A 26,403-nucleotide genomic window follows, 5' to 3' on the forward strand; every position below is an offset into this window, starting at 1 on the left:
AGCCGTTTCACTGTACTCGGGCTCAAGGAATGCCTGGGCTTCTCCCCTTTCCCCCGGCCCTCTCCCCAAGGGGAGAGGGCGCTGAAGGCCGTCGCGGTCGTCGCCACCCACCGGCGCGCCTGCACCGCCGGCATCCTCGCGGTGCGCTAGAACGTCAGGCCCTTGGCGTCGACGCTCTTGACGCCGCGGACGTTCTGGGCAAGCTCGACCGCCAGGTCGCGCTCGGCGCCGCTGTGCACCTTGCCGCTCAGGGTGACGTTGCCGCCCTGGGTGCTGACAGTGATGTCGGAGCCGGAAACATTGCTGGAGTACAGGAGGGTGGACTTCACCTTGGTGGTGATCCAGCTGTCGGAGATTGCCCCCTCGGCCTTGCTCATGGAGCTCTTCGCGCTATCGACGGCGGTCGGCTTGTTGCTGTCGACCACCAGCTGATTGTTCACCGAGACCACGCCGCGGGTGCTCATGGTCAGGCGCCCGGCGGTATCCCGGGCCGCCGCGCTGTCGGCGGTGCCGCTCAGTGTCACCCGGCCCCGCTGGGTCTCGACCGTGGTGGCCAGCCCATCGGTGTAGCGGCTCCACATCAGCTTCGACTTGACCGCCGCGGTGATGCTGGCGTCCTCGATGCGCTCGCCATATCCGCGCTCGGCGCTCGGCTTCGGCGTGTAGTCGGGCTTGACCTCGATCTGGTTGTCCACCTCGGTGATGCCGCCGACGCCCAGGGCGATCTCCTTCGCCAGCTCCTTGTTGACCTCTTCCTCGACCACGCCGGTCAGCGTGGCCTTGCCGTTGTGCACCGAGACCTTGAGGTCGTGGGCGCGCAGATAGGGGTTCAGGGCATAGGTCGTCCAGATCTGGGTTTCCTGCCGTGCATCGGTGATTTCCTGGTCCGTCGCGGCGGCGACCATGCCGCTCATGACGCTCATCGCCAGGGCGATGCCGGAGGCCAGGATAAGCTTGCGGGGCGGTGCGTACATGTTGCTTCTCCATCGGGGAAAGGAACCGCCATCGCCCGGACCCGTCGCACGACGGCCCCGGGCGGCCTGAGCGTCGTCCTGACCGCCTGCCGACCGGGGCGTCACGGTGCGGCAGGTATCCCGGCTGACCGCTACTTGAGCTTCCCGAGGAAGTCCTTGACCTGTTTTTCGGCTTCGTCGCGGGTGATGGCGTAGTGCTCCTGAATCAGGCCGGCGAGCTTCTCCTCGCGGCCTTCGGCTTGCAGCAGCTCGTCCTCGGTCAACTTGCCCCAGGCGAGCTTGGCGGCGCCGACCTGCTGTTTCCACTTGCCCTTGAGTTCGTCTGCACTGGGTAGGCCCATGATGGTGGGTCCTCCTGATCCGCGGTCTCGCGAAATTGCGAGGCACCGGTGGGCGGACAATGGCAGCGAACCAGCCCTGTGTCGGTGCGCTGGCCCACTTATGCCATGCGGATCGGGCAGGCAGGCCCGTTGCTGCCGATGCAGCCGGCCGCTTCCGGCAGGCGCAGGCAGCGGCGCATCCTGTGGCGGGCCGCGCCGCGGTTGGCCTGGCGAATGTGGTGAACCGCTTGCCCGCGCGGCGAATCGGCCATACCTTTCTTCTGGACAACAGGACGGTTTCAGAGGACGACGACCATGCCCGACTACAAGGCCCCCGTGCGGGATATCCGTTTCGTTCGCGACGAACTGCTCGACTACCCGGCGCATTACCGGAGCCTGCCTGCCGGCGGGGAGGCCACGCCGGATGTGGTCGACGCCATCCTCGAGGAGGGCGCGCGCTTCTGCGAGGAGGTGATCGCGCCGCTCAACCCGGTGGGCGATCGCGAGGGTTGCAGCTGGAGCGAGGCGGGCGTGAAGACTCCGAGCGGCTTCAAGGAGGCCTACCGGCGCTATGTGGAGGGTGGCTGGCCGAGTCTGGCACATGCCGTCGAGCACGGCGGCCAGGGCCTGCCGGAGTCCCTCGGCATCGCCGTCACCGAGATGATCGGCGAGGCCAACTGGGCCTGGGGCATGTATCCGGGGCTGGCCCAGGGGGCGATGAACACCCTGTCGGCCCACGGCACCGAGGAGCAGAAGGCCACCTATCTGACCCGCTTGGTGTCCGGCGAGTGGACCGGCACCATGTGCCTGACCGAGCCGCACTGCGGCACCGACCTCGGTCTGCTGCGCACCCGCGCCGAGCCCCAGGCCGACGGCAGCTACCGGGTCAGCGGCACCAAGATCTTCATTTCCGCCGGCGAGCACGATCTGGCGGAGAACATCGTGCACATCGTGCTGGCCCGCCTGCCCGACGCGCCGCCCGGGACCAAGGGTATCTCGCTGTTCATCGTGCCGAAGTTCCTGCCGGCCGCCGACGGCGGGCTGGGCGTGCGCAACCAGGTGTCCTGCGGCTCGATCGAGCACAAGATGGGCATCCACGGCAACGCCACCTGCGTGATGAACTTCGACGGCGCCACCGGCTTTCTCATCGGCCCGCCGCACAAGGGCCTCAACTGCATGTTCACCTTCATGAACACCGCGCGCCTGGGCACCGCGCTGCAGGGCCTGGCGCATGCCGAGGTGGCCTTCCAGGGGGCGATCCGCTACGCCCGCGAGCGCCTGCAGATGCGCGCCCTGAGCGGGCCGAAGGCGCCGGGGCTGCCGGCCGACCCGATCATCGTGCACCCCGACGTGCGGCGCATGCTGCTGACCATCAAGGCCTTCGCCGAGGGCAACCGGGCGCTGCTGTACTTCTCCGCCAAGCAGGTGGACATCGCCCGCTACAGCCAGGATGCGGCTGAGCGGGCGGCAGCCGACCTGCTGCTGGGCTTCCTCACGCCGATCGCCAAGGCGTTCATGACCGAAACCGGCTTCGAGGCGGCCAGCCACGGCCTGCAGGTCTACGGCGGCCATGGCTACATCCGCGAGTGGGGCATGGAGCAGAACCTGCGCGACAGCCGCATCGCCATGCTCTACGAGGGCACCACCGGCGTGCAGGCGCTGGACCTGCTCGGGCGCAAGGTGCTGATGACCCAGGGCGAGTCGCTCAAGGCCTTCACCAGGATCGTGCACAAGTTCTGCAAGGCCCACGCCGAGGACGAGTCGCTCAAGGCCTTCGTCGAGCCGCTGGCCCGGCTGAACCAGGAGTGGGGCGAGATCACCCTGCAGATCGGCATGCAGGCGATGCAGGACCGCGATGAGGTCGGCGCCGCCGCGGTGGACTACCTGATGTATTCCGGCTACGTCTGCCTGGCCTACTTCTGGGCCGACATGGCCCGCGTTGCCCAGGAGCGGCTGGCTGCCGGCACGGTTGAGGAGGCCTTCTACCGTGCCAAGCTGCAGACCGCGCGCTTCTACTTCGCGCGCATTTTGCCGCGCACCCGCGGCCATGTGGAGGCCATGCACGGTGGCGCCGGCCCGCTGATGGAGATGGCGGCGGAAGACTTCGACCTGGGGTATTGAGGGGGTGGGCCGTAGGGTGGAAAGCGCTGGCGCAGTTTTCCAGCCTACGGCCGCCAAGCCGCCCGTCTGCAATGAAAAACGCCCGGCGCGCAGAGGCGACCGGGCGTTTTCGTGTGCGACAGGAGGCCGGTTGCGGCCCCCGCAGCGCGGTGGTCCGTGACGGCTTAGATCTTGCCGACCAGATCCAGGGACGGCTTCAGGGTGCCTTCGCCTTCCTTCCACTTCGCCGGGCAGACTTCGCCCGGGTGGGCGGCGACGTACTGGGCAGCCTTGATCTTGCGCAGCAGTTCGTTGGCGTCGCGGCCGACGTTGCCGGCGTTCAGTTCGATGATCTGGATCTTGCCCTGCGGGTCGAGGACGAAGGTGCCGCGCTCGGCCAGGCCGGCTTCCTCGATCAGCACTTCGAAGTTGCGGGAGATGGTCAGGGTCGGGTCGCCGACCATCGGGAACTGCAGCTTTTTGACGGTTTCGGAGCTGTCGTGCCAAGCCTTGTGGGTGAAGTGGGTGTCGGTGGACACAGCGTAGATTTCAACGCCCAGCTTCTGGAATTCGGCGTAGTTGTCGGCCAGGTCGCCCAGTTCGGTCGGGCAGATGAAGGTGAAGTCGGCCGGGTAGAAGAAGAATACGGACCACTTTCCTTGCAGGTCGGCTTCGGTGACGTCGATGAACTTGCCGTTGTGGTAGGCGGTGGCCTTGAACGGCTTGACTTCGGTGTTGATCAGAGACATCTGCGAACTCCTTTTTATGAATGGGAAAAACAGAGGCGATGTTACGCGATCCTGAGGAAAACCTTGATTGATTGACCGCATGGGGTCCATTGCTCCGGTCAATCGAAGGTTTCGACGGTTGCACACGCCGGACATCCGATATGGGGCCGGGGGAATCACGATACAACCCCTGCATGTCGGAAAGATTGTCTCCGGGCGGGCACGGCGGCAGCGCCGCTCTTCAAGGCCCGAACGAAAACGGCCCGCACAGGGCGAACCGGATCGGGGGAGGAGGGCGTCAGCCCTCGTCGCCGTCTTCCTCGTCGCTGCCGCCGACGTTCATGCCGAGTTCCTTGATCTTGCGCGTCAGGGTATTGCGCCCCCAGCCGAGCAGCAGGGCGGCATCGCGGCGGCGCCCGGCGGTGTGCTTGAGCACGCTCTCGATCATCACCCGCTCGAAGGCCGGCACGGCGATGTCCAGCAGGTTCGACTGGCCGCGGGCCAGCGCCTGGTCGGTCCACAGGCGCAGGGCCTGCTCCCAGTTGTTGGCCGGTGCGTTCTCCTGGACATGGCTGAGCAGCTCCGGCGGCAGGTCGTCGACATGCACCTCGCGGCCGGAGGCCATCACGGTGATCCAGCGGCAGGTGTTCTCCAGCTGGCGCACGTTGCCGGGCCAGGGCAGGTTGCTCAGGTATTCCTCGGTCTCCGGCTTGAGCGTCTTCGGCTCGACCGCCAGCTCCACGGCCGCGCGGTTGAGGAAGTGCCGGGTCAGCGCGGGGATGTCGGCGCGGCGGTCGGAGAGGCGCGGGATGTGGATGCGGATGACGTTCAGGCGGTGGAACAGGTCCTCGCGGAACTTGCCGGCCTGCACCAGGTTTTCCAGGTGCTGGTGGGTGGCGGCGATGATCCGTACGTCGACCTTGACCGGCGTGTGGCCGCCGACCCGGTAGAACTCACCGTCGGCCAGCACGCGCAGCAGGCGGGTCTGGGTGTCGGCCGGCATGTCGCCGATCTCGTCGAGGAACAGGGTGCCGCCGTCGGCCTGCTCGAAGCGCCCGCGGCGCAGGCTGGCGGCGCCGGTGAAGGCGCCCTTCTCGTGGCCGAACAGCTCGGACTCCATCAGCTCCTTCGGAATCGCCGCCATGTTCAGCGCGATGAACGGCGCCTTGGCGCGCGGGCTGTGACGGTGCAGGGCGTGGGCGACCAGCTCCTTGCCGGTGCCGGACTCGCCGTTGATCAGCACGGTGATGTTGGAATGGGAGAGACGGCCGATGGCGCGGAACACTTCCTGCATCGCCGGCGCCTCGCCGATGATCTCCGGGGTGTTGGCCTGGATGGCCGGCACTTCCAGTCCCTGCTGCTCCTGGGCGTGCAGGTTGGCGCGCTTGATCAGCGACACTGCCTCGTCGACGTCGAACGGCTTGGGCAGGTACTCGAAGGCGCCGCCCTGGTAGGAGGCCACCGCGCTGTCCAGGTCGGAGTGCGCGGTCATGATGATCACCGGCAGGCGCGGGTAGTGCTCGCGGATCTGCGCCAGGAGGTCGAGGCCGCTGGCGCCCGGCATGCGGATGTCGGAGATGATCACGTCCGGCTGCTGGCGGGACAGGCGGTTGAGCACGCCGTCCGCGCTGTCGAAGCTCTGGGTGGTCATGCCTTCCTGTTGCAGGGCCTTTTCCAGGACCCAACGGATGGAGCGGTCGTCGTCGACGATCCAGACGGTTTCGCTTCGGCTCATGTGGGTGAGGCTCCTAGGTCCAGCGGCAGGTAGATCGAGAAGCGGGTTTGGCCGGGGTGGCTGTCGCACTCGATCAGGCCCTGGTGCTGGCTGATGATGTTCTGGGTGATGGCCAGGCCCAGACCGGTGCCGTCCGGGCGACCGCTGACCATGGGATAGAACATGGTTTCCTGTAGCTCGGCGGGGATACCGGGGCCGTTGTCGATGATTTCCACCTGGCAGACCAGGCGATGGCGCACGTGGCCGATGGTGAACTGGCGCAGGGTGCGGGTGCGCAGGTGGATGCGGCCGAGGCGCAGATCGTTCTGGCCGGTCAGCGCCTGCATGGCGTTGCGCACGATGTTGAGCACCGCCTGGATCATCTGCTCGCGGTCGATCAACAGTTCCGGGATGCTCGGGTCGTAGTCGCGCACCAGCACGATGCGCCCCTCGCTTTCCGCCATCACCAGGCTGCAGACCCGCTCCAGCACCTCGTGGATGTTGGTCATCGCCAGGGACGGCAGCTTGTTCGAGCCGAGCATGCGGTCGACCAGATTGCGCAGGCGGTCGGCCTCTTCGATGATGACGTTGGTGTAGTCCTTGAGCGCCTCGTCCGGCAGTTCGCGGGCGAGCAGCTGGGCCGCGCCGCGGATGCCGCCGAGCGGGTTCTTGATCTCGTGGGCCAGGCCACGGACCAGCAGCTTGGTGGTTTCCTGCTTGGACAGCTGGGCCTCCTCCTTGGTGATCCGCAGCAGGCGGTCGCGCGGATAGACCTCCAGCAGCAGCAGCGTCTGCCCCTGGTTGATGACCGGCGTCACCGCATAGTCCACCGTCTGGGTCTTGCCGGTCAGCGAGGTCAGCTGGGCTTCGCGCTTGGTGAACGGGTGCGCCTCGGCCACGGCCTGGCGCAGGGAGATCAGGGCTTCGGGGGACTCGGTGAAGAGTTCGCTGATGAATTGTCCATGGCTGCGCTGGCCGCTGACCGCCAGCAGCATTTCCGCCGCAGGGTTCATGTACTCCAGGCGCAGCTCGCCGTCGAGCAGGATGGTGGCGGTGGTCAGGTTGTCCAGCAGCAGGCGGTGCAGGTTGTCGTTATCAGGCATTGGCTGGTTTACCAGGGTTCACGTCGAGTCGGCATCTGCAAGAAATGAGCCTAAATTTTCGAAAAGGGTGCAGGGGCGCGCTCCATGCCGGCTTTTGGCGCACGCTCGCGGGCGAGCCTTGATCCAATATGGGGACAGTATAGAAGTGCAGGCGGAAGGCTGCCCCAAAACAGGGCGAAATTCACAGAAAGGGTACGTAGGGGATGTCCCGCCTCTGGGGTGGCCTGTCCTTCAGCAGACATTCCGGACGCACGCCGTAATCGGCGATCTTGCAGGGCCTGGCCAGGCGTTTCTGGATCAGCGGCGGGCGTTTCACATGGATGGCCTGCTCCGGAGTCTGCTCCAGGGTGCGGCCCTCGGCATCGAGGATTTCCACGACCAGCAGGTGGGTGCCGCGCTCCAGGTCGTTCAGGGAAAAGACCGGCTGCGGCCCGCCCGGGCCGGTGGCGGCGCCGTCGAGTTGCAGCCGGTAGCTGTGGCCGGGATGCAGGCCGGGCTCGCTGGCGGCCGTCACCGTCAGTGCACCGGTGTCGCGCAGGGTGGCGTCCGGCGCGGGATCGACAATGCGCAGCCAGCGGTAGCCGGGCTTCTTCGCTCGGGGGGCGGGCTTCTCCGCGGCCGGCGGCGGTGCAGGCGGGGAGGGCATGCTGTTGGTCGGGCTCAGGCGCAGCGCCGGTGCGCCGCCCTGCGGCCGGTCGGTGAAGACCCGGTTGCCCTGTGCGTCGACGTGGCTGTAGATCTCGGCCGCCGCCGGGAAGGCGAGCAGGGCCAGGCAGAGAGGCAGGATTCGCATGGGGCCGTTATTTGCCCCGATGGACGCGCTGGACGGTGAACAGGATCGGCGCGCTCTTCTGCAGGGAGCGCTCGCCGGCGAGCACCTCCACCTCCAGGCTGTGCTCGCCGCGATCGACGTTGACCAGTTCCAGGCGGGTCGTCCGGCCGGGCTGGCCGTAGGGCTGGCCGTCCAGCAGCAGGCGCAGGCTGTGCCCGGGGCGCAGCCTGGGCTCGATGGCCACGTCGACGCTGAAGCTGCCGTTGTTGGCGCGCAGGGATTCGCCGTCCGGGATGCCGGTCAGTTCGAGGCGGGTATAGCGGATCTCCGGCTGGTCCTTGGGCTTGGCCGTTTCCTGAGGGCTAGGCGGCTGCGGGGCGACGATGCTGGGTGCCGGCAGCTCGACCTTTTCCGCGGCCACGCCCTCGGGGGGCTGGCTGCTGAACACCGGATTGCCGTTGGCGTCGAGGTATTTGTAGATCTCTGCGCCGGCTGGAAGGGCCAGCAGCAGAAGCAGGCCGGGCAATGCGCTGCGCATGGGGAGAGCTCTCGCGAAAGTCGTTGGGTGAAGCCTTGCACTGCACCGGTGGGCTGGCAAGTCCGGGGCTGCCGGAGCGTTACCGCGATCACCCAAAAAAAAGACCTCCCGAGGGAGGCCTTTTCGACATTGCCGGCTGGCTTAGACGCTGTAGTACAGGTCGTATTCCAGCGGGTGCACGAAGGTGCGCACCTTGATTTCTTCTTCGCTCTTCAGCTCGATGTAGGCATCGATGAAATCGTCGGAGAAGACGCCGCCCTTGGTCAGGAAGGCGCGGCCCTTGTCCAGCTCTTCCAGGGCTTCCTTCAGGCTGCCGCACACCTGCGGGATTTCCTTGGCCTCTTCCGGCGGCAGGTCATACAGGTTCTTGTCGGCGGCATCGCCGGGGTGGATCTTGTTCTGGATGCCGTCCAGACCGGCCATCAGCAGAGCGGCGAAGGCCAGGTAGGGGTTGGCAGCCGGGTCCGGGAAGCGCGCTTCGATGCGGCGGGCTTTCGGGCTGTTGACGTACGGGATGCGGATGGAGGCGGAACGGTTGCGGGCGGAGTAGGCCAGCATGACCGGGGCTTCGAAGCCCGGGACCAGACGCTTGTAGGAGTTGGTCGACGGGTTGGTGAAGCCGTTCAGCGCCTTGCCGTGCTTGATGATGCCGCCGATGAAGTACAGGGCGGTATCGGACAGGCCGGCATAGCCTTCGCCAGCGAAGGTGTTCTTGCCGTCTTTGGCGATGGAGATGTGCACGTGCATGCCCGAGCCGTTGTCGCCGTACAGCGGCTTCGGCATGAAGGTCACGGTCTTGCCGTAGGCGTCGGCGACGTTGTGCACGCAGTACTTCAGGGTCTGCACTTCGTCGGCCTTGGCCACCAGGGTGTTGAAGCTGACGCCGATCTCGTTCTGGCCGGCGGTAGCCACTTCGTGGTGGTGCACTTCGACCTTCAGGCCCATCTCTTCGAGGGCGTTGCACATGGCGGTGCGGATTTCGTGGTCATGATCGACCGGCGGAACCGGGAAATAGCCGCCCTTGACGCCCGGACGGTGGCCCTTGTTGCCGCTTTCGATGTCGGCGTCGGTGTTCCAGGAGGCCTGCTCGGAGAAGATCTTGAACATGGAGCCGGAGATGTCGGACTTGAACTTCACTTCGTCGAAGATGAAGAACTCGGGCTCCGGACCGAAGAAGGCGGTGTCGCCGATGCCGGTGGACTTCAGGTATTCCTCGGCACGGCGGGCGATGGCGCGCGGGTCGCGGTCGTAGCCCTGCATGGTCGAGGGCTCGATGATGTCGCAGACGATGATCAGGGTCGGCTCTTCGGTGAACGGGTCCAGCACGGCGGTGCTGTCGTCCGGCATCAGGATCATGTCGGAGGCTTCGATGCCTTTCCAGCCGGCGATGGAGGAGCCGTCGAACATCTTGCCGTATTCGAAGAAGTCGTCGTCCACGTCACGCGCCGGCATGGTTACGTGCTGCTGCTTGCCTTTGGTGTCGGTGAAGCGCAGATCAATCCACTTCACGTCATGTTCTTTGATCAGTTGAAGCGACTTCGACATGTTGTCCTCCAGGTGGAGAGGGTCTCGAAAAGGCCCTCGAAAATTCGGGTGAAAACCGGGCGGCGATCATCCGCCAAGGCAAGCCGCGCCACAAGAGAGCAAGTTTCATGCCATTGGTCTGCGTGGGCCGGCAAGCTCTCCGGCAGATCTGCCTCGCCGGTGCCCGATATTCTGGCGGAAAGTTTTGCTCTATTCATGTGCCTGGATCAGTTGTTTTGTTTCATTTTGGTGCGCGTGCGCCGCTCTGCCGATAGGTGATCAAGTCTTGAGCAAGATCCGCTATAATTGCGCCCCCTTTTTGCCTGCCCGGCCCATGCTGCCTCCATGAAACTCATCGTCAAGGTCTTCCCGGAAATCACCATCAAGAGCCCGCCGGTGCGCAAGCGCTTCATTCGCCAGCTGGCGAAGAACATCCGCACCGTGCTGCGCGACCTCGATCCGGAGCTGGCGGTGACGGGCGTGTGGGACAACCTCGAGGTGGAAACCGCGGTCGAGGACCGGCGGACCCTGCGCGAGATGGTCGAGCGGCTGACCTGCACGCCCGGCATCGCCCATTTCCTCGAGGTGCACGAGTACCCCCTGGGCGACTTCGACGACATCCTGGAGAAGTGCAAGCGCCACTACGCCGCGCAGCTGCCCGGGCGGATCTTCGCCGTGCGCTGCAAGCGCGCCGGCAAGCATCCCTTCACCTCGATGGAGGTGGAGCGCTACGTCGGTGGCTGCCTGCGCCAGCAGTGCGGCGCCGCGGGCATCTCGCTCACCGCCCCGGAGGTGGAGGTGCGCATGGAGATCCGCGATCAGCGCCTGTTCGTCGTCCACAGCCAGCACGACAGCATCGGCGGCTATCCGCTGGGCGCCCTGGAGCAGACCCTGGTGCTAATGTCCGGCGGCTTCGACTCCACCGTGGCGGCCTTCCAGATGATGCGCCGCGGGCTGCTCACCCACTTCTGCTTCTTCAACTTGGGCGGGCGCGCCCACGAGCTGGGGGTGATGGAAGTCGCCCACTACCTCTGGCTGAAGTACGGCAGCTCGCAGCGCGTGCTGTTCGTCAGCGTGCCCTTCGAGGAGGTGGTCGGCGAGATCCTCGGCAAGGTCGACAACAGTCAGATGGGCGTGGTGTTGAAGCGCATGATGCTGCGCGCCGCCACGCGCATCGCCGAGCGCCTGAAGATCGACGCGCTGGTCACCGGCGAGGCGATTTCCCAGGTCTCCAGCCAGACCCTGCCGAACCTCTCGGTGATCGATTCGGCCACCGACATGCTGGTGCTGCGCCCGCTGATCGCCAGCCACAAGCAGGACATCATCGACACCGCGATGCGCATCGGCACCGCCGAGTTCGCCAAGCACATGCCCGAATACTGCGGGGTGATCTCGGTGAACCCGACCACCCGCGCCAAGCGCGAACGCATCGAGTACGAGGAGCGCCAGTTCGAGATGGCGATTCTCGAGCGCGCCCTGGAGCGCGCCCGCCTGGTGCCGATCGACCGGGTGATCGACGAGCTCGGCGAGGAGATCCGCGTGGAGGAGGTCGGCGAGGCCCTGGCCGGGCAGATCGTCCTCGACATCCGCCATCCGGATGCGGCCGAGGACGAGCCGCTGGAACTGCCCGGCATCGAGGTGCAGACGCTGCCCTTCTACGCGCTGAACAACCGTTTCAAGGAACTGGACGCCAACCGCCAGTACCTGCTGTATTGCGACAAGGGTGTCATGAGCCGCCTGCATGCTCATCATCTGCTGAGTGAGGGGCATGCCAATGTGCGCGTTTATCGTCCGGCTTAAACAGCCCGGGCTGCTGGGTGGCAGCATTCGCCACCGCCCTCCCGACCGATAGCGGTCCGAGACGTCGTGGCCGGGCAGCCCGGCCAGCTTTCCTTCTTCCAGCTTCCAGCCTTCAGCTCGAAGCTTTCATAGAGATAGAACCTGTGATCGAAAATCTCCGCAACATCGCCATCATCGCCCACGTCGACCATGGCAAGACCACCCTCGTCGACAAGCTGCTCAAGCTCTCCGGCACCCTGGATCGCAAGGAAGCCGAAAGCGAGCGGGTGATGGACTCCAACGACCAGGAAAAAGAGCGCGGCATCACCATCCTGGCGAAGAACACCGCCATCGAGTGGAACGGCCACCACATCAACATCGTCGACACCCCCGGGCACGCCGACTTTGGCGGCGAGGTCGAGCGCGTGATGTCGATGGTCGACTCCGTGCTGCTGGTGGTCGACGCCCAGGACGGCCCGATGCCGCAGACCCGCTTCGTGACCCAGAAGGCGTTCAAGGCCGGTCTGCGTCCGATCGTCGTGGTCAACAAGATCGACCGTCCCGGCGCGCGTCCGGACTGGGTCATCGACCAGATCTTCGACCTCTTCGACAACCTCGGCGCCACCGAGGAGCAGCTCGACTTCCCGATCGTCTACGCCAGCGCCCTCAACGGCATCGCCGGCATGGATCACGAGAAGATGGACGACAACATGGATGCGCTGTTCCAGGCGATCCTCGACCACGTGCCGGCGCCCAAGGTGGACGTCGACGGTCCGTTCCAGATGCAGATCTCCCAGCTGGACTACAACAGCTTTCTCGGCGTGATCGGCATCGGCCGCATCGCCCGTGGCAAGATCAAGTCCAACACCCCGGTGGTGTCCATCGACGCCGTCGGCAACAAGCGCAACGGCCGCATCCTCAAGATCATGGGCCACCACGGTCTGCAGCGTGTCGAAGTGCCGGAAGCCCAGGCCGGCGACATCGTCTGCATCAGCGGTTTCGATCAGCTGTTCATCTCCGACACCCTGTGCGACCCGACCGCCGTCGAAGCCCTGCCGCCGCTGTCCGTCGACGAGCCGACCGTGAGCATGACCTTCCAGGTCAACGATTCGCCGTTCTGCGGCCGCGAAGGCAAGTTCGTCACCAGCCGCAACATCAAGGAGCGCCTGGAGAAGGAACTGCTGCACAACGTCGCCCTGCGCGTTCAGGACGGCGACAGCGCCGACAAGTTCAAGGTCTCCGGCCGCGGCGAGCTGCACCTCTCGGTGCTGATCGAGACCATGCGTCGCGAAGGCTTCGAACTGGCCATCTCCCGTCCGGAAGTGATCATCAAGGAAGTCGACGGCGAGAAGCAGGAGCCGTACGAGAACGTCACCATCGACATCGAGGAAGTCCACCAGGGTCCGGTGATGGAGCAGATGGGCCTGCGCAAGGGCGACCTGTCGAACATGGTGCCGGACGGCAAGGGCCGCATCCGCCTGGAATACACCGTTCCGGCGCGCGGCCTGATCGGCTTCCGCAACTCGTTCCTGACCATGACCTCGGGCAGCGGCATCCTCACCAGCACCTTTAGCCACTACGGCCCGCTCAAGCAGGGCGAAGTCGCCCACCGCCAGAACGGCGTGCTGGTCTCCATGGCCACCGGCAAGGCGCTGACCTACTCGCTGGAAACCCTGCAGGACCGCGGCAAGCTGTTCCTCGAGCCGGGCCAGGAAATCTACGAAGGCCAGCTGGCCGGCATCCACAGCCGCGACAACGATCTGGTGATCAACCCCACCAAGGGCAAGAAGCTCGACAACATGCGCGCTTCCGGCAAGGACGAGACCATCCAGCTGGTGCCGCCGATCAAGTTCACCCTGGAACAGGCGCTGGAATTCATCGACGACGACGAACTGGTCGAAGTGACGCCGAAGTCGATCCGCCTGCGCAAGAAGGTGCTGAACGAGAACGACCGCAAGCGTTACGAGCGCAGCAGCAAGATCTGATGCGCTGAGTGACCTGCAATGAAAAGCCCCGCCGGAGTGATCCGGCGGGGCTTTTTGCTTTTGGGTCATCCGCCTCCGACACCTGTTCGTGCATGCCGGATCAAGCGGCATGCAGGTTTGCGACAGGCGCGACGGCGAGGGCGGGGCCCTACTTGTAATAGCCGACCACGCACACCTGGTCGTCGGCCTTGGTCACGAAGGTGACTTTCTCGACCGGCGTATCGGTGCCCGGCCGCGGCCACATGTAGGCCACTTCGCTGATCTTGCCCGCTTCGGCCGTGGCGTAGATTTCCTCGCCCAGGGGCTTGCCCGCCTTGTCTTTCAGATCCTTCAGGCTCTGGCCGGTCAGCGTGGGATGCGCGGTGAAGTTGCCGTCCGGGCCACCGCAATAGGGATAGAGGTCGCGATCCTTGAAGCCGTCTTCGCCCTTGGTGAACTTCTCCAGGGCGGAGGCCTTGTCGGTCTCGACCGCCGCCACGGCCTTTTCGAGCATGGCCTTGGCTTCCTCGGCGGTGCCGAACTCGCCGGCCTGGGCGGTCAGGTGGATACCCGCAGTGCACAGCATTACCAGCAGGGTCTTGCGCATGAATGTCTTACGCCTCTTGTTCTTGTTATTTCATGGTTGTTTGAAGGCCACCGGGCGGCGACCTCGGCTCGATCCTAAGCCAGCCGGACGAGACCGATAAACTGCGACCATGGTCGTGCTGACGCTGCCGGCGGGGGTGTGCCTTGGCGTGTGGTCGTGCGGGCTCAGAGCGCCAGGACGCAGGTCTCCGACTGCCGGGTGGCGGTGTCCAGATAGCTGCGCAGCCGGTCCTGCTCCTCCTCGCTCAGGAACAGGCCGAGCTTGCTGCGCCGCCAGAGGATGTCCTCGGCCTCCCGTGCCCATTCCTGCCGGCACAGGTAGTCAACCTCGCGGGCATGCAGGGTGGCGCCGAAGTGTTCGCCGAGATCGGCGGGCTCCTCGACGCCCTCGAGCAGGCGCCAGGCGCGGCTGCCGTAGCTGCCGGCCCAGCGCCGGGCGAGTTTCGGGGCGAGCCAGGCGTGGCGCTGGCGCAACTGCTCGGCCAGGGTGCGGCTGTCGCTCATCTCTTCGCCGCCCGGCAGCGGCGCTGCGGCGGTCCAGCATGGGCCCATCTGCGGGAAGAAGGGCGCCAGCCGCTCCAGGGCCGCCTCGGCCAGCTTGCGGTAGGTGGTGAGCTTGCCACCGAACACCGACAGCAGCGGCGGCTCGCCCGGGCTGGCCGACAGCTCCAGGGTGTAGTCGCGGGTCACCGCCGAAGGATCGGTGGATTCGTCGTTGCACAGCGGCCGCACGCCGGAATAGCTGTGCAGGATGCTGGCCCGGCTCAGCTGGTGCTTGAAGTGGCGGTTAACCACCGCGAGCAGGTAGTCGGTTTCCTCCGTGCTGATCCGCACCTGCGCCGGATCGTCCCGGTATTCGCGGTCGGTGGTGCCGATCAAGGTGAAGTGCTCCAGATAGGGGATGGCGAAGACGATGCGCCGGTCCTCGTTCTGCAGGATGTAGGCATGCTCGCCCTCGTACAGCCGCGGCACGATCAGGTGGCTGCCCTGGATCAGGCGGATGCCGTAGGGGGCCTTCTGCTGCAGGCCGCTTTCGATGAAGCGCGCCACCCAGGGGCCGGCCGCGTTCACCAGCGCCCTGGCGCGGACCGAGAAGCTGCTGCCGTCGGCGCGCTCCAGCTGCAGGTTCCAGTGATCCTGGTGACGGCTGGCGGAGAGGCAGCGGGTGCGGGTCTGCACCTGGGCGCCGTGCTCGCGGGCGGCCATTGCATTGAGCACCACCAGGCGGGCGTCGTCGACCCAGCAGTCGGAATACTCGAAGCCGCGGCGGATCTCCGCCTTGAGCGGGCTGCGGGCGTCGAAGCGCAGGCCGCGCGAGCCCGGCAGCTTCTTGCGCTGGCCCAGGTGATCGTAGAGGAACAGGCCGGCGCGGATCATCCAGGCCGGGCGCAGGTGCGGACGGTGCGGCAGCACGAAGCGCAGCGGCTTGACGATGTGCGGGGCCTTGGCCAGCAGCACCTCGCGTTCGGCCAGCGCTTCGCGGACCAGACGGAATTCGTGGTGCTCGAGGTAGCGCAGGCCGCCATGGATCAGCTTGCTGCTGGCGGACGAGGTGTGCCGGGCGAGATCGTCCTGCTCGCAGAGAAACACCGACAGACCGCGGCCGGCCGCATCGGCGGCGATGCCCGCACCGTTGATGCCGCCGCCGATCACGGCGACATCGTAGTGCTCGGCATTGGAGGTATCGGAAGGGCTCATGCGGGGTGCCTCCGTGCTCAGTCGTCCTCGGTCCAGCGCCGGGTGCGCGCCACCGCCTTCTTCCAGCCGGCACTCAGCGCCCGGCGCTTCTCGTCGGGGCAGTCCGGCTCGAACACCCGCTCGATCCGCGCCTTGTCGCGCAGCTCGTCGAGGCCGCTCCAGAAGCCGGTGGCCAGGCCGGCCAGGTAGGCGGCGCCGAGCGCGGTGACTTCCTTCACCGCCGGGCGCTCGACCGGCGTGCCGAGCAGGTCGGCCTGGAACTGCATGAGGAAGTTGTTGCGCACCGCGCCGCCGTCCACGCGCAGCGACCTGAGCCGCTCGCCGGCATCGCGCTGCATGGCGTCGAGCACGTCGCAGGCCTGGAAGGCGATGGATTCGAGCGCCGCGCGGATCAGGTGGTCGGCCTTCACCCCGCGGGTCAGGCCGAACAGCGCGCCGCGCGCGTAGGGGTCCCAGTAGGGCGCGCCCAGGCCGGTGAAGGCCGGCACCAGGTAGACGCCGTTGCTGTCCTCGACCTTGGTGGCGAAGTATTCGGAGTCGAACGAGTCGTCGATCAGCCTGAGCTCGTCGCGCAACCACTGCACGGTGGAGCCGGCGTTGAAGATCGCCCCCTCCAGCGCATAGGCGACTTCCCCGCGCGGCCCGCAGGCGATGGTGGTGAGCAGTCCGTGGGCCGAGCGCACGGCCCTGGCGCCGGTGTTTATCAACAGGAAGCAGCCGGTGCCGTAGGTGTTCTTGCCCTGGCCGGGCTCCACGCACATGTGCCCGAACAGCGCGGCCTGCTGGTCCCCGGCGATGCCGGCGATCGGGATGCCGCCGTGCGCGTCGCCGCCGGCGATGCAGGCGTGGCCGTAGACCTCGGAAGAGGAGCGCACCTGCGGCAGCATTTCGCGCGGGATGTCCAGGGCCTCGAGCAGGCGCGTATCCCAGTCCAGCGCATGGATGTCGAAGAGCATGGTACGCGCGGCGTTGGTGTAGTCGGTGACGTGCACCCGGCCCTGGGTCATCTTCCAGACCAGCCAGGAGTCGATGGTGCCGAACAGCAGCTCGCCGCGCCGCGCCCGCTCGCGGCTGCCCTCGACGTGGTCGAGGAGCCACTTGATCTTGGTGGCGGAGAAATACGGGTCGATGACCAGACCGGTACGTTCCCGGACATATTCCTCCAAGCCGTCGCGCTTGAGCTCTTCGCAGATCGACGCGCTGCGCCGGCACTGCCAGACGATGGCGTTGTGGATCGGCCGGCCGCTCTGCTTGTCCCAGACCACCGTGGTCTCGCGCTGGTTGGTGATGCCGATGGCGGCCACCTGCCGCTGCTCGATCCCGGCCTGGGCCAGGGCCTCCACCAGGGTGGCGCTCTGCGTGGCCCAGATCTCCATGGGATCGTGCTCGACCCAGCCCGACTGCGGGTAGAGCTGCGTGAACTCGCGCTGCGCCACGCTGACGACATTGGCGTCGCGGTCGAGCACGATGGCCCGCGAACTGGTGGTGCCCTGGTCCAGGGCGACGATGTACTGCTTGTCGGTGCGGGGCATGACGCTGGCCCTCTGGAATGCGGGGTGGCCTCGGCCGCTTCGGTGCCGGCGGTCAGGTAGCGGGCAGCGCTGCGGTCGGGGGCATTAGGGAAAGGGTAGTTCGCGTCTGCGGGGTGGGGGGAAGTCGTTGAACGAGCCCCCGAGCTGATTGCTCAGCTGCCGTCCGCCGAGGTAATCGTGGCCGACAAGGGCCATGATAGTGAGCGCATCCGCGAACAGATCGAGGCGCAGGGCGCTCGATCGGTCATTCCCAGAAAACGCAACTCGATCAAGGGCAATGCCGATCTGGACCGGGGGCTGTATCGCTACCGGCATCTGGTCGAGAATGCCTTTGCGAGGCTGAAGCATTACCGTGCCGTGGCGTTCCGCTACGACCAGCTGAAGCGAAATTACGAGAGCATGGTAGCCATGGCTTGCGGATTCCTGTTGCTGCCCATGTAAAACGTCAACACCCCTAGTGTTATGACACAGCTAAATCTGCGTCATGCATAATGTCGGCATGGAACATTACAGAATCATCCTCAGTCCTCAAGAAAGAGCGCGGTTGCAAGAGCTGACAAGCAAAGGCAGGACCGCGGCAAGCCAAGTCATCAACGCCCTGATCCTGCTGGCCTGCGACCGCTCGCAAGACCAGGGGCCGCGCAAGACCAGTGCACAGATCGCCCAGATGCTGGGCGTGAGCCAACGCAAGATCGACAACCTCAAGCGGCGTTGCGTGCAGGAAGGTCTGGAGTCGGTGCTGGTGAGAAAGAAACCCCGGCGCGAATACGCCCGCAAGATCGACGGCGAACTCGAGGCACGCCTGATCGCCCTGAGCTGCAGACCTGCTCCCGAAGGTCATGCGCGCTGGACGCTCAAACTGCTGGCCGAGCGTGCGGTGGAGTTGGAATATGTGGACTCGCTGTCGTCGGAGACGGTGCGACGTGCCCTAAAAAAAACGAACTCAAGCCGTGGCGCAAGGTTGGCTGGGTGATCCCGCCAAAGGCCAGCGGGGAATTCGTGGCGGCCATGGAGCAGGTGCTGGATGTCTACAGTCGACCCTATGACGAAGGCCATCCGGTGGTCTGCATGGACGAAACGCCGCGGCAACTGATCCGCCAGGTGCGCGAGCCCCTCGAGACGGTACCGGGGCATCCCGGGCGCGAGGACTACGAGTACGAGCGCGCTGGCACCTGCAACGTCTTCGTAGCCTGTGAGCCGCTGGCCGGGCGGCGCATCGCCAAGGTCACCGAGTACAAGAAAAGGCAGGACTGGGCGCTGTTCCTGCAGGACATCGCCCAAGCCTGGTCCGGGGCCGAGCGCATCACGCTGGTGATGGACAACCTCAACACCCACAGTGCCGCCTCGCTGTACGAGACCTTTATGCCCGAGCAGGCCAAGGCCCTGAGAGATCGCTTCGAGTTCGTCTACACCCCCAAGCATGGCAGTTGGCTGAACATGGCCGAAATCGAGATCAACGTACTCGCCGGCCAGTGCCTGGACAGGCGCATCGACTCCCTCGAGCGGATGCGCAAGGAGGTCGCCGCATGGCAGCAACGCCGCAACCAGCTCGATGCCAAGATCAACTGGCAGTTCACCACCCAAGATGCGAGGGTCAAGCTACGCAGCCTATATCCGCAGATTGAAGTGTGTTGAGACACTAGTGGAAGTGGCGTTCGAAAAAGCGCGGGCTGCCGACCTTCAGCCGCTCCCGGTAGGCCGCGTCGATCAGGCCGCTGGCGAGGTCGCAATCCGCGATGCCGGCTGTGCCGATTTGCTCGATCTGCTCGGCCAGCCACGCCAGGATCTCCTCGCGCGCCAGGAGCGTCGGGCCGAAGGCTTCTTCGAGCCGGTCGGCCAGATTGGTGAGCCGGTAGAGCCGATAGATCTCTGTCGCAAGCTCTGCCGTTGCCCCTTGCATGACCTGGGCTTCTCGATAGTCGGCCAGCAGAGCGGCCAAGTCGTTTTCATCGTCCATTTTCCTGCTCCAACCTCAAGCGAGGTGATGGTTTCTGGCGGAATGGGGCGGTTTTCAAAGGGAGTGTTTCTCGCCGTCCGGACTGCTGGATCTCTGTCTGAGATGGCACTGCCAATGCAGTATGGGTGAAAAAGTCTGTACTGTTTTCACGAAATTTTCACAAGATATTATGCGGCATTCTCCTGCCTGGTCCGATGTGCCCGTGCTTTGAGGCCGAAGCGTCCACCCCACGCTGTCAACATGGCGGGCCGGCCGCCGTCCTGTCATGCGCCGGCAACCTCCCCGACCCATGCTGCGGCTTCCGTTCAGACAGGGAGTCGTACATGAAGTCGAAGATGCTTGCCGCCGTGCTGCTGGCGGTCGGGCTGGCCGGGCCGGTGCTTGCCGAGGTCCAGCCGCCGTTCATCCTCAGGCTGTCGCCCTTGGGGACTTTCCATTCCGGGCTGTTCGACCAGGCCGCCGCGGAGATCGTCGCCCACGATCCGCTCGGCCAGCGGCTGTTCGTGGTCAATGCCGCCAGCGGGCGGGTGGATGTGCTGGATATCCGCGATCCGGCGGCGCCGGCGCTGCTCTCCAGCATCGACCTGTCGGCCCACGGCGCGGCGGTGAACAGCGTCGCGCTGCACGGCGAACTGGTGGCGGCGGCGGTGGAGGCGCGCAGCAAGACCGATCCGGGCAAGGCGGTGTTCATGGACCGCGACGGCCGGGTGCTGGCCGCGGTCGAGGTAGGCGCGCTGCCGGACATGCTGACCTTCACCCCGGACGGCCGCCATGTGCTGGTGGCCAACGAGGGCGAGCCGAGCGACGACTACGGGATCGACCCCGAAGGCTCGGTGAGCATCATCGACCTGCCCGGCGACATCGCCCGGCTGACCCAGGACCAGGTGCGCAGCGCCGATTTCCGGCGCTTCGACAATGCCGAGCTGGACCCCTCGGTCCGCGTCTTCGGTCCCCATGCCAGCGTGGCCGAGGATCTGGAGCCGGAATACATCGCCGTGTCCCGGGATTCGCGGACGGCCTGGGTGAGCCTGCAGGAGGGCAACGCCGTCGCCGTGCTGGACATCCGCAGCGGCACCTTCAGCGCGCTGCACGGCCTTGGCTTCAAGGACCACAGTCTGCCCGGCAACGAGCTCGATGCCGGCGACCGCGACGGCAGGATCGACATCCGCAACTGGCCGGTGCTGGGCATGTACCAGCCGGACGCCATCGCCCGCTACGAGCACCGCGGACGCACCTACCTGGTGACCGCCAACGAGGGCGACGCCCGCGACTACGACGGCTACAGCGAGGTGGCGCGCCTCGGCAGTTCCGCCTATCCGCTGGACCCAGAGCGCTTTCCCGAGGCCGAGAGCCTCAAGCAGAACGCCAGCCTGGGCCGCCTGAACGTGTCCAGGGCCAGCGGTCTGAACCCGCAGACCGGGCGCTACGAGCGCATCCACGCCTTCGGCGGGCGCTCCTTCTCGATCTGGAGCGAGAACCTGGAGCAGGTCTGGGACAGCGGCGCCGACTTCGAGCGGATCACCGCCGAGGCCAATCCCGAGTTCTTCAACTCGAACCATACCGAGAACGGCCTCGACACCCGCAGCGACGACAAGGGCCCCGAGCCCGAGGGCCTGACCCTGGCCAGCCTGTGGGGACGGACCTATGCCTTCGTCGGCCTGGAGCGGGCCGGCGGGGTGATGGTCTACGACATCGACGATCCGCACGCGCCGGCCTTCGTGCAGTACCTCAACCGCCGCGACTTCCAGGCCGCGCCGGGCACGCCCGAGGCCGGCGACCTGGGGCCCGAGGGGCTGACGGTGATCGAGGCGGGCGCCAGCCCGATCCCCGGCGTGCCGCTGCTGGTGGTGGCCAACGAGGTCAGCGGCAGCACCACGCTGTTTCGCATCGACCGCGAGCCGCTGGGTGTGGCCGGGCGCTGAGCCGTCGCCCGGGTCGTTCGACGCCGGCGTGGAGGAAGTCGTTTCTTTAGCAAAATGCCATTATTTTGTAGCTATTTGCCAGTAGATTGCTGTCATTCTGCGGTCATCTTGTCTGCGCATGCTGCCGTCCAACTTCATGCAGAGAGCCGTCCATGAAACCGTCCATGCTTGCCGCCGCCGTGCTGGTGTTCGGCCTGGCCGCCCACCAGGCCATTGCCGGGAATCAATCGTCCCCGGGTTTCGAGATGCCGCTTGGGGAGATGTTCGCAGAAAGCCTGCCGCACGGGCCGGGCCGCAGCCCGGAGCGCGAGCCGCGGCGGGCAGGCGGCGCGGAGGAGGCCGGCGAGCCGGCAAGCCCGCTGTTCCAGGCCATCTACAGCGTCGGTGGACAGGCCTTGCCGGCCTGGAGCCAGGATCAGCGGTTGTTCGAGGGCAGTCCCGCCGACTCCGGGGCCGGCAGCGTCGCGGCCAGGCCGGCCTTCTTCTTCTGAACTTAGGGTCTGTTGACGTTTTGGCGTGAGCCGCCAGAACGTCAACAGACCCTAGCAGCCTGTCGGACTTGAGCGCCGCAGGCAGATAGAGCATCGGCTTTGCCAGAAATCAGGCAGTTTTGACCGACTTTCCCGGATTTAGGTCTGTTTTTTGCCTAATTCCCGATCTGTAGGCGCAATACGGCCATGCGCTTCAGGTTCCACGCCAGGCACACCAGAGCCCATTCACCGCTGACCTTGTCCAGACCGCGCAGCGAGAATTGCCGGAAGCCCAGCACCGCTTTGATGATGCCGAACACCGGTTCCACCGTTTGCTTGCGCAACGCATACAGCGCGCGGCCCGCTTGTGTTTGCAGCTTGTGTGTCATGCGCTGCGCCGGGCTCGCGTCGGCGGCCAGGGCCGGCGGTTCGGTGAAGCGGGCGCAAGGCGACGGGTGATGCTCCTCCCGCTTGACCGCCATCAGCGGCTCGATGCCACTCGCGGTGCAGGCGCTGGCATTGGCGGCACTGTAGTAGCCGCTGTCGGTCAGCAAGTGCTCGGGATTACCCAGGGCTTTGGGCAATTCGGCCAGTTGCGCCAGCATCGGCACGACTTGTTCCTTGTCGTTGCAGGCCTGGGTGACGGCCGACGCCACCACCCGCATGTTGGTCGTATCCACCGCCGCTTGGGCGTTGTAGGCCTGTTCGAAGCCGCCGCCCGACACGGGCATGATGCACGAGTCCGCATCGGTCAGATTGACCTGGTCTTTGGCCGTTGGCCCCGCGACCGGCGGCTTGGGCGGTTTGCCGCCCGGTTTTTTGCCGCGGGCTGCAGCCTTGGCCTCCCGCTGCGCCAGCTTGGCTTGATACTCGGTGTGTTCCCTGGCGAAGCGTACCTTGGCACGGGCTTCGATCTTGGCTTTCGCCTCGGCCATGGCCGCCAGGCGGGCTTCACGGCGGGCGATTTCCTCCGGCAGGCTCATGCCGCCCGGCATCGCCGACTGATCCGCCTGCTCGGCTAGATCGAGCAGCGAGCGCACTTCGGCCTTGAGCTGGCTTTCGAGCTGTTCGATATGGCCATGGGACAGCGCGCTGTGCCGCGAGGCGTTGGCGTGGATCCTGGTGCCGTCCAGGCTGATCGTACCCAAGCTGAGCAGGTGCATTTCCTGCGCCATCTGCAGCACCTGCACAAACAGACCGGCCAGTTCGTCAAGAAAGCGGCGGCGGAAGCTGGCCAGCGTATCGTGATCTGGGTAGGCGCCGGCGGCGATGAAGCGAAAGGCCACCGAGTCGTGGGTGGCGCGCTCGATCTTGCGGCTGGAAAACACGCCGGTGGCGTAGCCATAGATCAGCAGCGCCAACAGCATCGACGGGTGGTAGGCGGCGCTGCCGCGTCCGGCATAGGCCTTGGCCATGACACTGACATCAAGCCCCTCCACCACCTCCACGATGAAGCGTGCCAGATGATTCTCCGGCAGCCAGTCCTCGATGGAAGGCGGTAGCAAGTAGCTGGTGTGACGATCAACTGGGCGGAAACGGCTCATGCTGGGGCTCGCGGAAGGTCGGCAGCCATGATCGCAGAAAACCATGGGAAAGCCCGACAGGCTGCTAGCCCGGCTGCTTCGGCCGCCAGGCGCAGTAGCCCGGGCGCGGGCCGATCTGCGGGTGGTTGCGGCAGGTATCCGGACGCTGCTCGTAGCGGGTGCATAGGCGCGTGCGCGCATCGAGGTAGAGGCAGTCGCCGTTGCTGCGGCGGGCGAGGGTGAAGACTTCGTGCTTGTGGTTGAAGTGCTCGACGACGCCGGCCTTCATCAGCCGGCGGGCGACCTGCTTGGCCGGCTCGTCCTGCTCGAAGGCGTCGGCCAGGCCCAGGCGGATCAGGTCGGCCAGGCGCACCTCCACCGGCAGGGTGCAGCAGGTGGAGTGGCAGTCGCGGCACAGGCTCTGGCGGTACTTGACCCAGGTTTCCAGGCGGTCGGGGTCGGCGGCGGCGAGGATCGGTGGCTTTTTCATCGGTTCGGGGCATCGGCAAGGGGGGCGCGATGATAGCGGCAAATCCGCCTGGCGGCTTCGCTCGCTTTGTGCATGCTTGATCGGAGGGGCGTAGCGGATTGCGCCGTCGAGACTCGAGCCATTGTTCCGTCATTGCCGCCCAGCGAGGTTGCCGTCATGCCCGAGGTGTCGCCTGTTCCCGAAGAAGTCGCCGCGTTCCGCGCGCGTATCGTCGACAAGCTGAGGTATGCGGTGGGCAAGGACCCCGAGCACGCCGTCGGTTTCGACTGGTTCGAGGCCGTCGCCCTGGCCGCCCGCGACCATCTGGTGGAAACCTGGATGGACCACGCCAGCCGCACCTATCGCCAGGGCCGCAAGCGCGTCTACTACCTGTCCCTGGAGTTTCTCGTCGGCCGTCTCCTGCAGGCCACCCTGAACAACCTGGGCCTGCTCGAGGTCGCCCGCGCCGCGCTGGCCGAACTGGACGTCGATCTGGAGCGCATCCGCGAACTGGAGCCGGATGCGGCGCTGGGCAACGGCGGCCTCGGCCGGCTGGCGGCCTGCTTCATGGAAAGCATGGCGACCCTCGGCATCCCCGCCTACGGCTACGGCATCCGCTACGACTACGGGCTGTTCCGCCAGACCATCGTCGATGGCTGGCAGCAGGAGCAGACCGAGACCTGGCTGGAGTTCGGCAACCCCTGGGAGTTCGAGCGGCCCGAGGTCAGCTACCGGATCTGCTTCGGCGGCAGCGTGGTCTGCCGGGACGGCGAAAGCGGCCGGCAGTGCCATGTCTGGCAGCCGGGCGAGGAGATGCGCGCCATTGCCTACGACACGCCGATCGTCGGCTGGCGCCGGCACAGCGTGAACACCCTGCGCCTGTGGCGCGGGCGGGCGGAGACCGACCTGCACCTGGAACGCTTCAACGCCGGCGACCACCTCGGCGCGGTGGCCGAGTCGGTGCGCGCCGAGAGCATCTCGCGGGTGCTCTATCCGGCCGACGACACCCCGGCCGGCCAGGAACTGCGCCTGCGCCAGGAGTACTTCTTCGTCTCCGCCTCGCTGCAGGACCTGCTGCGCCGCCACCTCAAGCAGCGCGGCAGCCTGCTCGACCTGCCCGAGTACGCGGCCATCCAGCTCAACGACACCCACCCGTCGATCGCCGTGGCCGAGCTGATGCGCCTGCTGCTCGACGTCCACGGCCTGGACTGGGACAAGGCCTGGGAGCTGACCGTGGCGACCCTCTCCTACACCAACCACACGCTGCTGCCCGAGGCCCTGGAAAGCTGGCCGGTGGCGCTGATGGAGCGCCTGCTGCCGCGCCACATGCAGATCATCTACCTGATCAACGCCCAGCACATCGACCACCTGCGCGCCCAGGGCATGCACGACTTCGACCTGCTGCGGGCGGTGTCGCTGATCGAGGAGGAGCACGGCCGGCGGGTGCGCATGGGCAACCTGGCGTTCCTCGGCTCGCACAGCGTCAACGGCGTCTCGGCGCTGCACACCGAGCTGATGCGCAAGACCGTGTTCGCCCAGCTGCACCGTCTCTATCCGGAGCGGATCAGCAACAAGACCAACGGCATCACCTTCCGCCGCTGGCTCTACCAGAGCAATCCGCGACTCACCGCGCTGCTGGTCGATGCGCTCGGCGAGCCGCTGCTCGACGATCCCGAGCACCTGCTCGGCGGACTCGAGGCGCAGGCCGGGCAGAGCGCCTTCCATCAGCACTTCCGCACCCTGCGCCGGCACAACAAGGAGGTCCTCACCGCTCTGGTGCAGGACCGCCTGGGCATCGCCCTCGATCCCGAGGCGCTGTTTGACGTGCAGGTCAAGCGCATCCACGAGTACAAGCGGCAGTTGCTCAACCTGCTGCACTGCGTGGCGCTCTACCAGGCGATCCGCGACGAGCCGGGGGTGGACTGGGGGCCGCGGGTGAAGATTCTCGCCGGCAAGGCGGCGGCCAGCTATTACCAGGCCAAGCTGATCATCAAGCTGGCCAACGACATCGCCCGCACGGTGAACGGCGACCCGACGGTGCGCGGCCGTCTCAAGGTGGTGTTCCTGCCCAACTACAACGTCAGCCTGGCCGAGGCCATCATCCCCGCGGCGGACCTCTCCGAGCAGATCTCCACCGCCGGCATGGAGGCCTCCGGGACCAGCAACATGAAGTTCGCCCTCAACGGCGCGCTGACCATCGGCACCCTGGACGGCGCCAACGTGGAGATGAGCGAGCGGATCGGCAGCGAGCACATGTTCATCTTCGGCCTCGGCGCGCAGCAGGTGGAGGCGCGTCGGCGCTCCGGCGAGGTCGGCGGCGCGGCCGCCGTGGCCGCCTCGCCGCGGCTCTCCGAGGTGCTCACGGCGATCCGCAGCGGGGTCTTCTCGCCGGACGATCCGGGGCGCTACGCGGGGCTGGTCGACGGCCTGCTGCAGCACGACAACTTCATGGTCTGCGCCGACTTCGAGGCCTACTGGCAGGCCCAGCTCGAGGTCGACGCGCGCTGGCGCACGCCGGGCCAGTGGTGGCGCTCGGCGGTGCTGAACACCGCGCGGATGGGCTGGTTCTCCTCCGACCGCACCATCCGCGAATACGCCCGCGAGATCTGGCGGCTGCCGGAGTGATCCGGCCCGGCGCCGGAGGCGCAAGCGAAGCGCTGAACCTGCGCCGGCCGGTCCGGTCTGAGGGAGGCATCGCCCACCCAGTCGC

At 66.3% G+C, this 26,403-nt stretch carries 22 protein-coding genes and 1 pseudogene; 8 read left to right on the forward strand and 15 right to left on the reverse strand.

Annotated features, from left to right (window positions below):
* Positions 1-146 precede the first annotated feature (146 nt).
* The 3 genes from ACG10_RS03140 to ACG10_RS23525 form a co-directional block, all read right to left on the reverse strand.
* Entirely contained in the window at positions 147-974 is an 828-nt protein-coding gene (locus ACG10_RS03140; RefSeq protein ID WP_089167090.1) for a BON domain-containing protein, read from the reverse strand.
* 131 nt (positions 975-1,105) lie between these two features.
* The gene (locus ACG10_RS03145; RefSeq protein WP_089167091.1) at positions 1,106-1,315 is read right to left on the reverse strand and encodes a CsbD family protein; all 210 of its coding nucleotides are present in this window, start codon (positions 1,313-1,315) and stop codon (positions 1,106-1,108) included.
* Between the two features lie 98 nt (positions 1,316-1,413).
* The gene (locus ACG10_RS23525) at positions 1,414-1,566 is read right to left on the reverse strand and encodes a hypothetical protein (RefSeq protein ID WP_157731367.1); all 153 of its coding nucleotides are present in this window, start codon (positions 1,564-1,566) and stop codon (positions 1,414-1,416) included.
* A 43-nt stretch (positions 1,567-1,609) separates the two neighbouring features.
* Here ACG10_RS23525 and ACG10_RS03150 point away from each other — a divergent pair, with 43 nt between their 5' ends.
* Positions 1,610-3,415, forward strand: a complete 1,806-nt coding sequence (locus ACG10_RS03150; RefSeq protein WP_089167092.1) for an acyl-CoA dehydrogenase C-terminal domain-containing protein — start codon at positions 1,610-1,612, stop codon at positions 3,413-3,415.
* Between the two features lie 164 nt (positions 3,416-3,579).
* Here the strand turns inward: ACG10_RS03150 and ahpC are convergent, their stop codons facing one another.
* The 6 genes from ahpC to glnA form a co-directional block, all read right to left on the reverse strand.
* Positions 3,580-4,143, reverse strand: coding sequence for an alkyl hydroperoxide reductase subunit C (gene ahpC, locus ACG10_RS03155; protein ID WP_039801745.1), 564 nt, complete (start codon positions 4,141-4,143; stop codon positions 3,580-3,582).
* A 277-nt stretch (positions 4,144-4,420) separates the two neighbouring features.
* Positions 4,421-5,857, reverse strand: coding sequence for a nitrogen regulation protein NR(I) (gene ntrC, locus ACG10_RS03160; RefSeq protein WP_089167093.1), 1,437 nt, complete (start codon positions 5,855-5,857; stop codon positions 4,421-4,423).
* Positions 5,854-6,939 (reverse strand): nitrogen regulation protein NR(II), encoded by a 1,086-nt coding sequence (glnL, locus tag ACG10_RS03165; protein ID WP_089167094.1) that lies wholly within the window; start codon positions 6,937-6,939, stop codon positions 5,854-5,856. The genes ntrC and glnL overlap by 4 nt, the downstream gene beginning before the upstream one ends.
* A 181-nt stretch (positions 6,940-7,120) precedes the next feature.
* The gene (locus tag ACG10_RS03170; RefSeq protein ID WP_089167095.1) at positions 7,121-7,732 is read right to left on the reverse strand and encodes a DUF4124 domain-containing protein; all 612 of its coding nucleotides are present in this window, start codon (positions 7,730-7,732) and stop codon (positions 7,121-7,123) included.
* A 7-nt stretch (positions 7,733-7,739) separates the two neighbouring features.
* Complete coding sequence (locus ACG10_RS03175; RefSeq protein WP_089167096.1) at positions 7,740-8,249, reverse strand: DUF4124 domain-containing protein; 510 nt, start codon at positions 8,247-8,249, stop codon at positions 7,740-7,742.
* 141 nt (positions 8,250-8,390) lie between these two features.
* On the reverse strand, positions 8,391-9,794 hold the full coding sequence (gene glnA, locus ACG10_RS03180; protein ID WP_089167097.1) for a glutamate--ammonia ligase: 1,404 nt from the start codon (positions 9,792-9,794) through the stop codon (positions 8,391-8,393).
* Between the two features lie 324 nt (positions 9,795-10,118).
* Between glnA and thiI the strand changes: the two genes are divergently transcribed.
* Entirely contained in the window at positions 10,119-11,573 is a 1,455-nt protein-coding gene (gene thiI / locus ACG10_RS03185; protein ID WP_089167098.1) for a tRNA uracil 4-sulfurtransferase ThiI, read from the forward strand.
* A 143-nt stretch (positions 11,574-11,716) separates the two neighbouring features.
* Positions 11,717-13,537 (forward strand): translational GTPase TypA, encoded by a 1,821-nt coding sequence (typA, locus tag ACG10_RS03190; protein WP_089167099.1) that lies wholly within the window; start codon positions 11,717-11,719, stop codon positions 13,535-13,537.
* 148 nt (positions 13,538-13,685) lie between these two features.
* On the opposite strand, the gene ACG10_RS03195 is transcribed toward typA, so the two are convergent.
* The 3 genes from ACG10_RS03195 to glpK all read right to left on the reverse strand — a co-directional run bounded on the left by ACG10_RS03195 (position 13,686) and on the right by glpK (position 17,352).
* Positions 13,686-14,123 carry a cache domain-containing protein gene (locus tag ACG10_RS03195; RefSeq protein ID WP_089167100.1) on the reverse strand — a complete coding sequence of 146 codons (438 nt, stop codon included), beginning with the start codon at positions 14,121-14,123 and terminating at the stop codon, positions 13,686-13,688.
* A 164-nt stretch (positions 14,124-14,287) separates the two neighbouring features.
* Positions 14,288-15,820: a glycerol-3-phosphate dehydrogenase gene (glpD, locus tag ACG10_RS03200; protein WP_039801761.1), complete on the reverse strand. Its 1,533-nt coding sequence runs from the start codon at positions 15,818-15,820 to the stop codon at positions 14,288-14,290.
* Positions 15,821-15,837: 17 nt separating this feature from the next.
* Positions 15,838-17,352, reverse strand: coding sequence for a glycerol kinase GlpK (gene glpK / locus ACG10_RS03205; protein WP_089167101.1), 1,515 nt, complete (start codon positions 17,350-17,352; stop codon positions 15,838-15,840).
* A gap of 132 nt (positions 17,353-17,484) precedes the next feature.
* Here glpK and ACG10_RS03210 point away from each other — a divergent pair.
* Positions 17,485-17,793: pseudogene (locus ACG10_RS03210) on the forward strand (transposase); the annotation flags it as partial.
* A gap of 58 nt (positions 17,794-17,851) precedes the next feature.
* A protein-coding gene (locus ACG10_RS03215) for an IS630 family transposase (RefSeq protein WP_232487178.1) occupies positions 17,852-18,987 on the forward strand; the annotation gives its coding sequence in 2 pieces (ribosomal slippage) (positions 17,852-18,281 and positions 18,281-18,987; 1,137 coding nt in all).
* A 4-nt stretch (positions 18,988-18,991) separates the two neighbouring features.
* Here ACG10_RS03215 and ACG10_RS03220 read toward each other — a convergent pair.
* Positions 18,992-19,309, reverse strand: a complete 318-nt coding sequence (locus ACG10_RS03220) for a hypothetical protein (RefSeq protein WP_089167102.1) — start codon at positions 19,307-19,309, stop codon at positions 18,992-18,994.
* 323 nt (positions 19,310-19,632) lie between these two features.
* Here ACG10_RS03220 and ACG10_RS03225 point away from each other — a divergent pair, with 323 nt between their 5' ends.
* Together ACG10_RS03225 and ACG10_RS03230 are read left to right on the forward strand one after the other, a co-directional pair.
* Entirely contained in the window at positions 19,633-21,231 is a 1,599-nt protein-coding gene (locus ACG10_RS03225; RefSeq protein ID WP_089167103.1) for a choice-of-anchor I family protein, read from the forward strand.
* 152 nt (positions 21,232-21,383) lie between these two features.
* Positions 21,384-21,722 carry a hypothetical protein gene (locus ACG10_RS03230; RefSeq protein ID WP_157731369.1) on the forward strand — a complete coding sequence of 113 codons (339 nt, stop codon included), beginning with the start codon at positions 21,384-21,386 and terminating at the stop codon, positions 21,720-21,722.
* A 155-nt stretch (positions 21,723-21,877) separates the two neighbouring features.
* Here ACG10_RS03230 and ACG10_RS03235 read toward each other — a convergent pair whose 3' ends face one another.
* Together ACG10_RS03235 and ACG10_RS03240 are read right to left on the reverse strand one after the other, a co-directional pair.
* A complete protein-coding gene (locus ACG10_RS03235) occupies positions 21,878-23,245 on the reverse strand; it encodes an IS1182 family transposase (protein ID WP_089167105.1) in 1,368 nt (455 codons plus the stop codon).
* A gap of 64 nt (positions 23,246-23,309) precedes the next feature.
* Positions 23,310-23,714, reverse strand: coding sequence for a YkgJ family cysteine cluster protein (locus ACG10_RS03240; protein ID WP_039801775.1), 405 nt, complete (start codon positions 23,712-23,714; stop codon positions 23,310-23,312).
* A gap of 156 nt (positions 23,715-23,870) precedes the next feature.
* On the opposite strand from ACG10_RS03240, the gene ACG10_RS03245 reads away from it, so the two are divergent.
* Entirely contained in the window at positions 23,871-26,318 is a 2,448-nt protein-coding gene (locus tag ACG10_RS03245; protein WP_089167106.1) for a glycogen/starch/alpha-glucan phosphorylase, read from the forward strand.
* Positions 26,319-26,403: the final 85 nt, after the last annotated feature.

This window comes from Azotobacter chroococcum, from assembly GCF_002220155.1.
Lineage (GTDB): Bacteria > Pseudomonadota > Gammaproteobacteria > Pseudomonadales > Pseudomonadaceae > Azotobacter > Azotobacter chroococcum.

What these genes read in the sequence shown, in the direction of transcription:
- ACG10_RS03170 (WP_089167095.1), bottom strand. Translation starts at nt 7,732, where the DNA reads ATGCGAATCCTGCCTCTCTGCCTGGCCCTGCTCGCCTTCCCGGCGGCG.
- ACG10_RS03240 (WP_039801775.1), bottom strand. Translation starts at nt 23,714, where the DNA reads ATGAAAAAGCCACCGATCCTCGCCGCCGCCGACCCCGACCGCCTGGAA.
- ACG10_RS03195 (WP_089167100.1), bottom strand. Translation starts at nt 14,123, where the DNA reads ATGCGCAAGACCCTGCTGGTAATGCTGTGCACTGCGGGTATCCACCTG.
- ACG10_RS03230 (WP_157731369.1), top strand. Translation starts at nt 21,384, where the DNA reads ATGAAACCGTCCATGCTTGCCGCCGCCGTGCTGGTGTTCGGCCTGGCC.
- ntrC (WP_089167093.1), bottom strand. Translation starts at nt 5,857, where the DNA reads ATGAGCCGAAGCGAAACCGTCTGGATCGTCGACGACGACCGCTCCATC.
- ACG10_RS03150 (WP_089167092.1), top strand. Translation starts at nt 1,610, where the DNA reads ATGCCCGACTACAAGGCCCCCGTGCGGGATATCCGTTTCGTTCGCGAC.
- ACG10_RS03245 (WP_089167106.1), top strand. Translation starts at nt 23,871, where the DNA reads ATGCCCGAGGTGTCGCCTGTTCCCGAAGAAGTCGCCGCGTTCCGCGCG.
- ACG10_RS03235 (WP_089167105.1), bottom strand. Translation starts at nt 23,245, where the DNA reads ATGAGCCGTTTCCGCCCAGTTGATCGTCACACCAGCTACTTGCTACCG.
- ACG10_RS23525 (WP_157731367.1), bottom strand. Translation starts at nt 1,566, where the DNA reads ATGGCCGATTCGCCGCGCGGGCAAGCGGTTCACCACATTCGCCAGGCC.
- ACG10_RS03220 (WP_089167102.1), bottom strand. Translation starts at nt 19,309, where the DNA reads ATGGACGATGAAAACGACTTGGCCGCTCTGCTGGCCGACTATCGAGAA.
- thiI (WP_089167098.1), top strand. Translation starts at nt 10,119, where the DNA reads ATGAAACTCATCGTCAAGGTCTTCCCGGAAATCACCATCAAGAGCCCG.
- ACG10_RS03145 (WP_089167091.1), bottom strand. Translation starts at nt 1,315, where the DNA reads ATGGGCCTACCCAGTGCAGACGAACTCAAGGGCAAGTGGAAACAGCAG.
- ACG10_RS03225 (WP_089167103.1), top strand. Translation starts at nt 19,633, where the DNA reads ATGAAGTCGAAGATGCTTGCCGCCGTGCTGCTGGCGGTCGGGCTGGCC.
- glpK (WP_089167101.1), bottom strand. Translation starts at nt 17,352, where the DNA reads ATGCCCCGCACCGACAAGCAGTACATCGTCGCCCTGGACCAGGGCACC.
- ACG10_RS03175 (WP_089167096.1), bottom strand. Translation starts at nt 8,249, where the DNA reads ATGCGCAGCGCATTGCCCGGCCTGCTTCTGCTGCTGGCCCTTCCAGCC.
- glnL (WP_089167094.1), bottom strand. Translation starts at nt 6,939, where the DNA reads ATGCCTGATAACGACAACCTGCACCGCCTGCTGCTGGACAACCTGACC.
- glnA (WP_089167097.1), bottom strand. Translation starts at nt 9,794, where the DNA reads ATGTCGAAGTCGCTTCAACTGATCAAAGAACATGACGTGAAGTGGATT.
- ACG10_RS03140 (WP_089167090.1), bottom strand. Translation starts at nt 974, where the DNA reads ATGTACGCACCGCCCCGCAAGCTTATCCTGGCCTCCGGCATCGCCCTG.
- glpD (WP_039801761.1), bottom strand. Translation starts at nt 15,820, where the DNA reads ATGAGCCCTTCCGATACCTCCAATGCCGAGCACTACGATGTCGCCGTG.
- ahpC (WP_039801745.1), bottom strand. Translation starts at nt 4,143, where the DNA reads ATGTCTCTGATCAACACCGAAGTCAAGCCGTTCAAGGCCACCGCCTAC.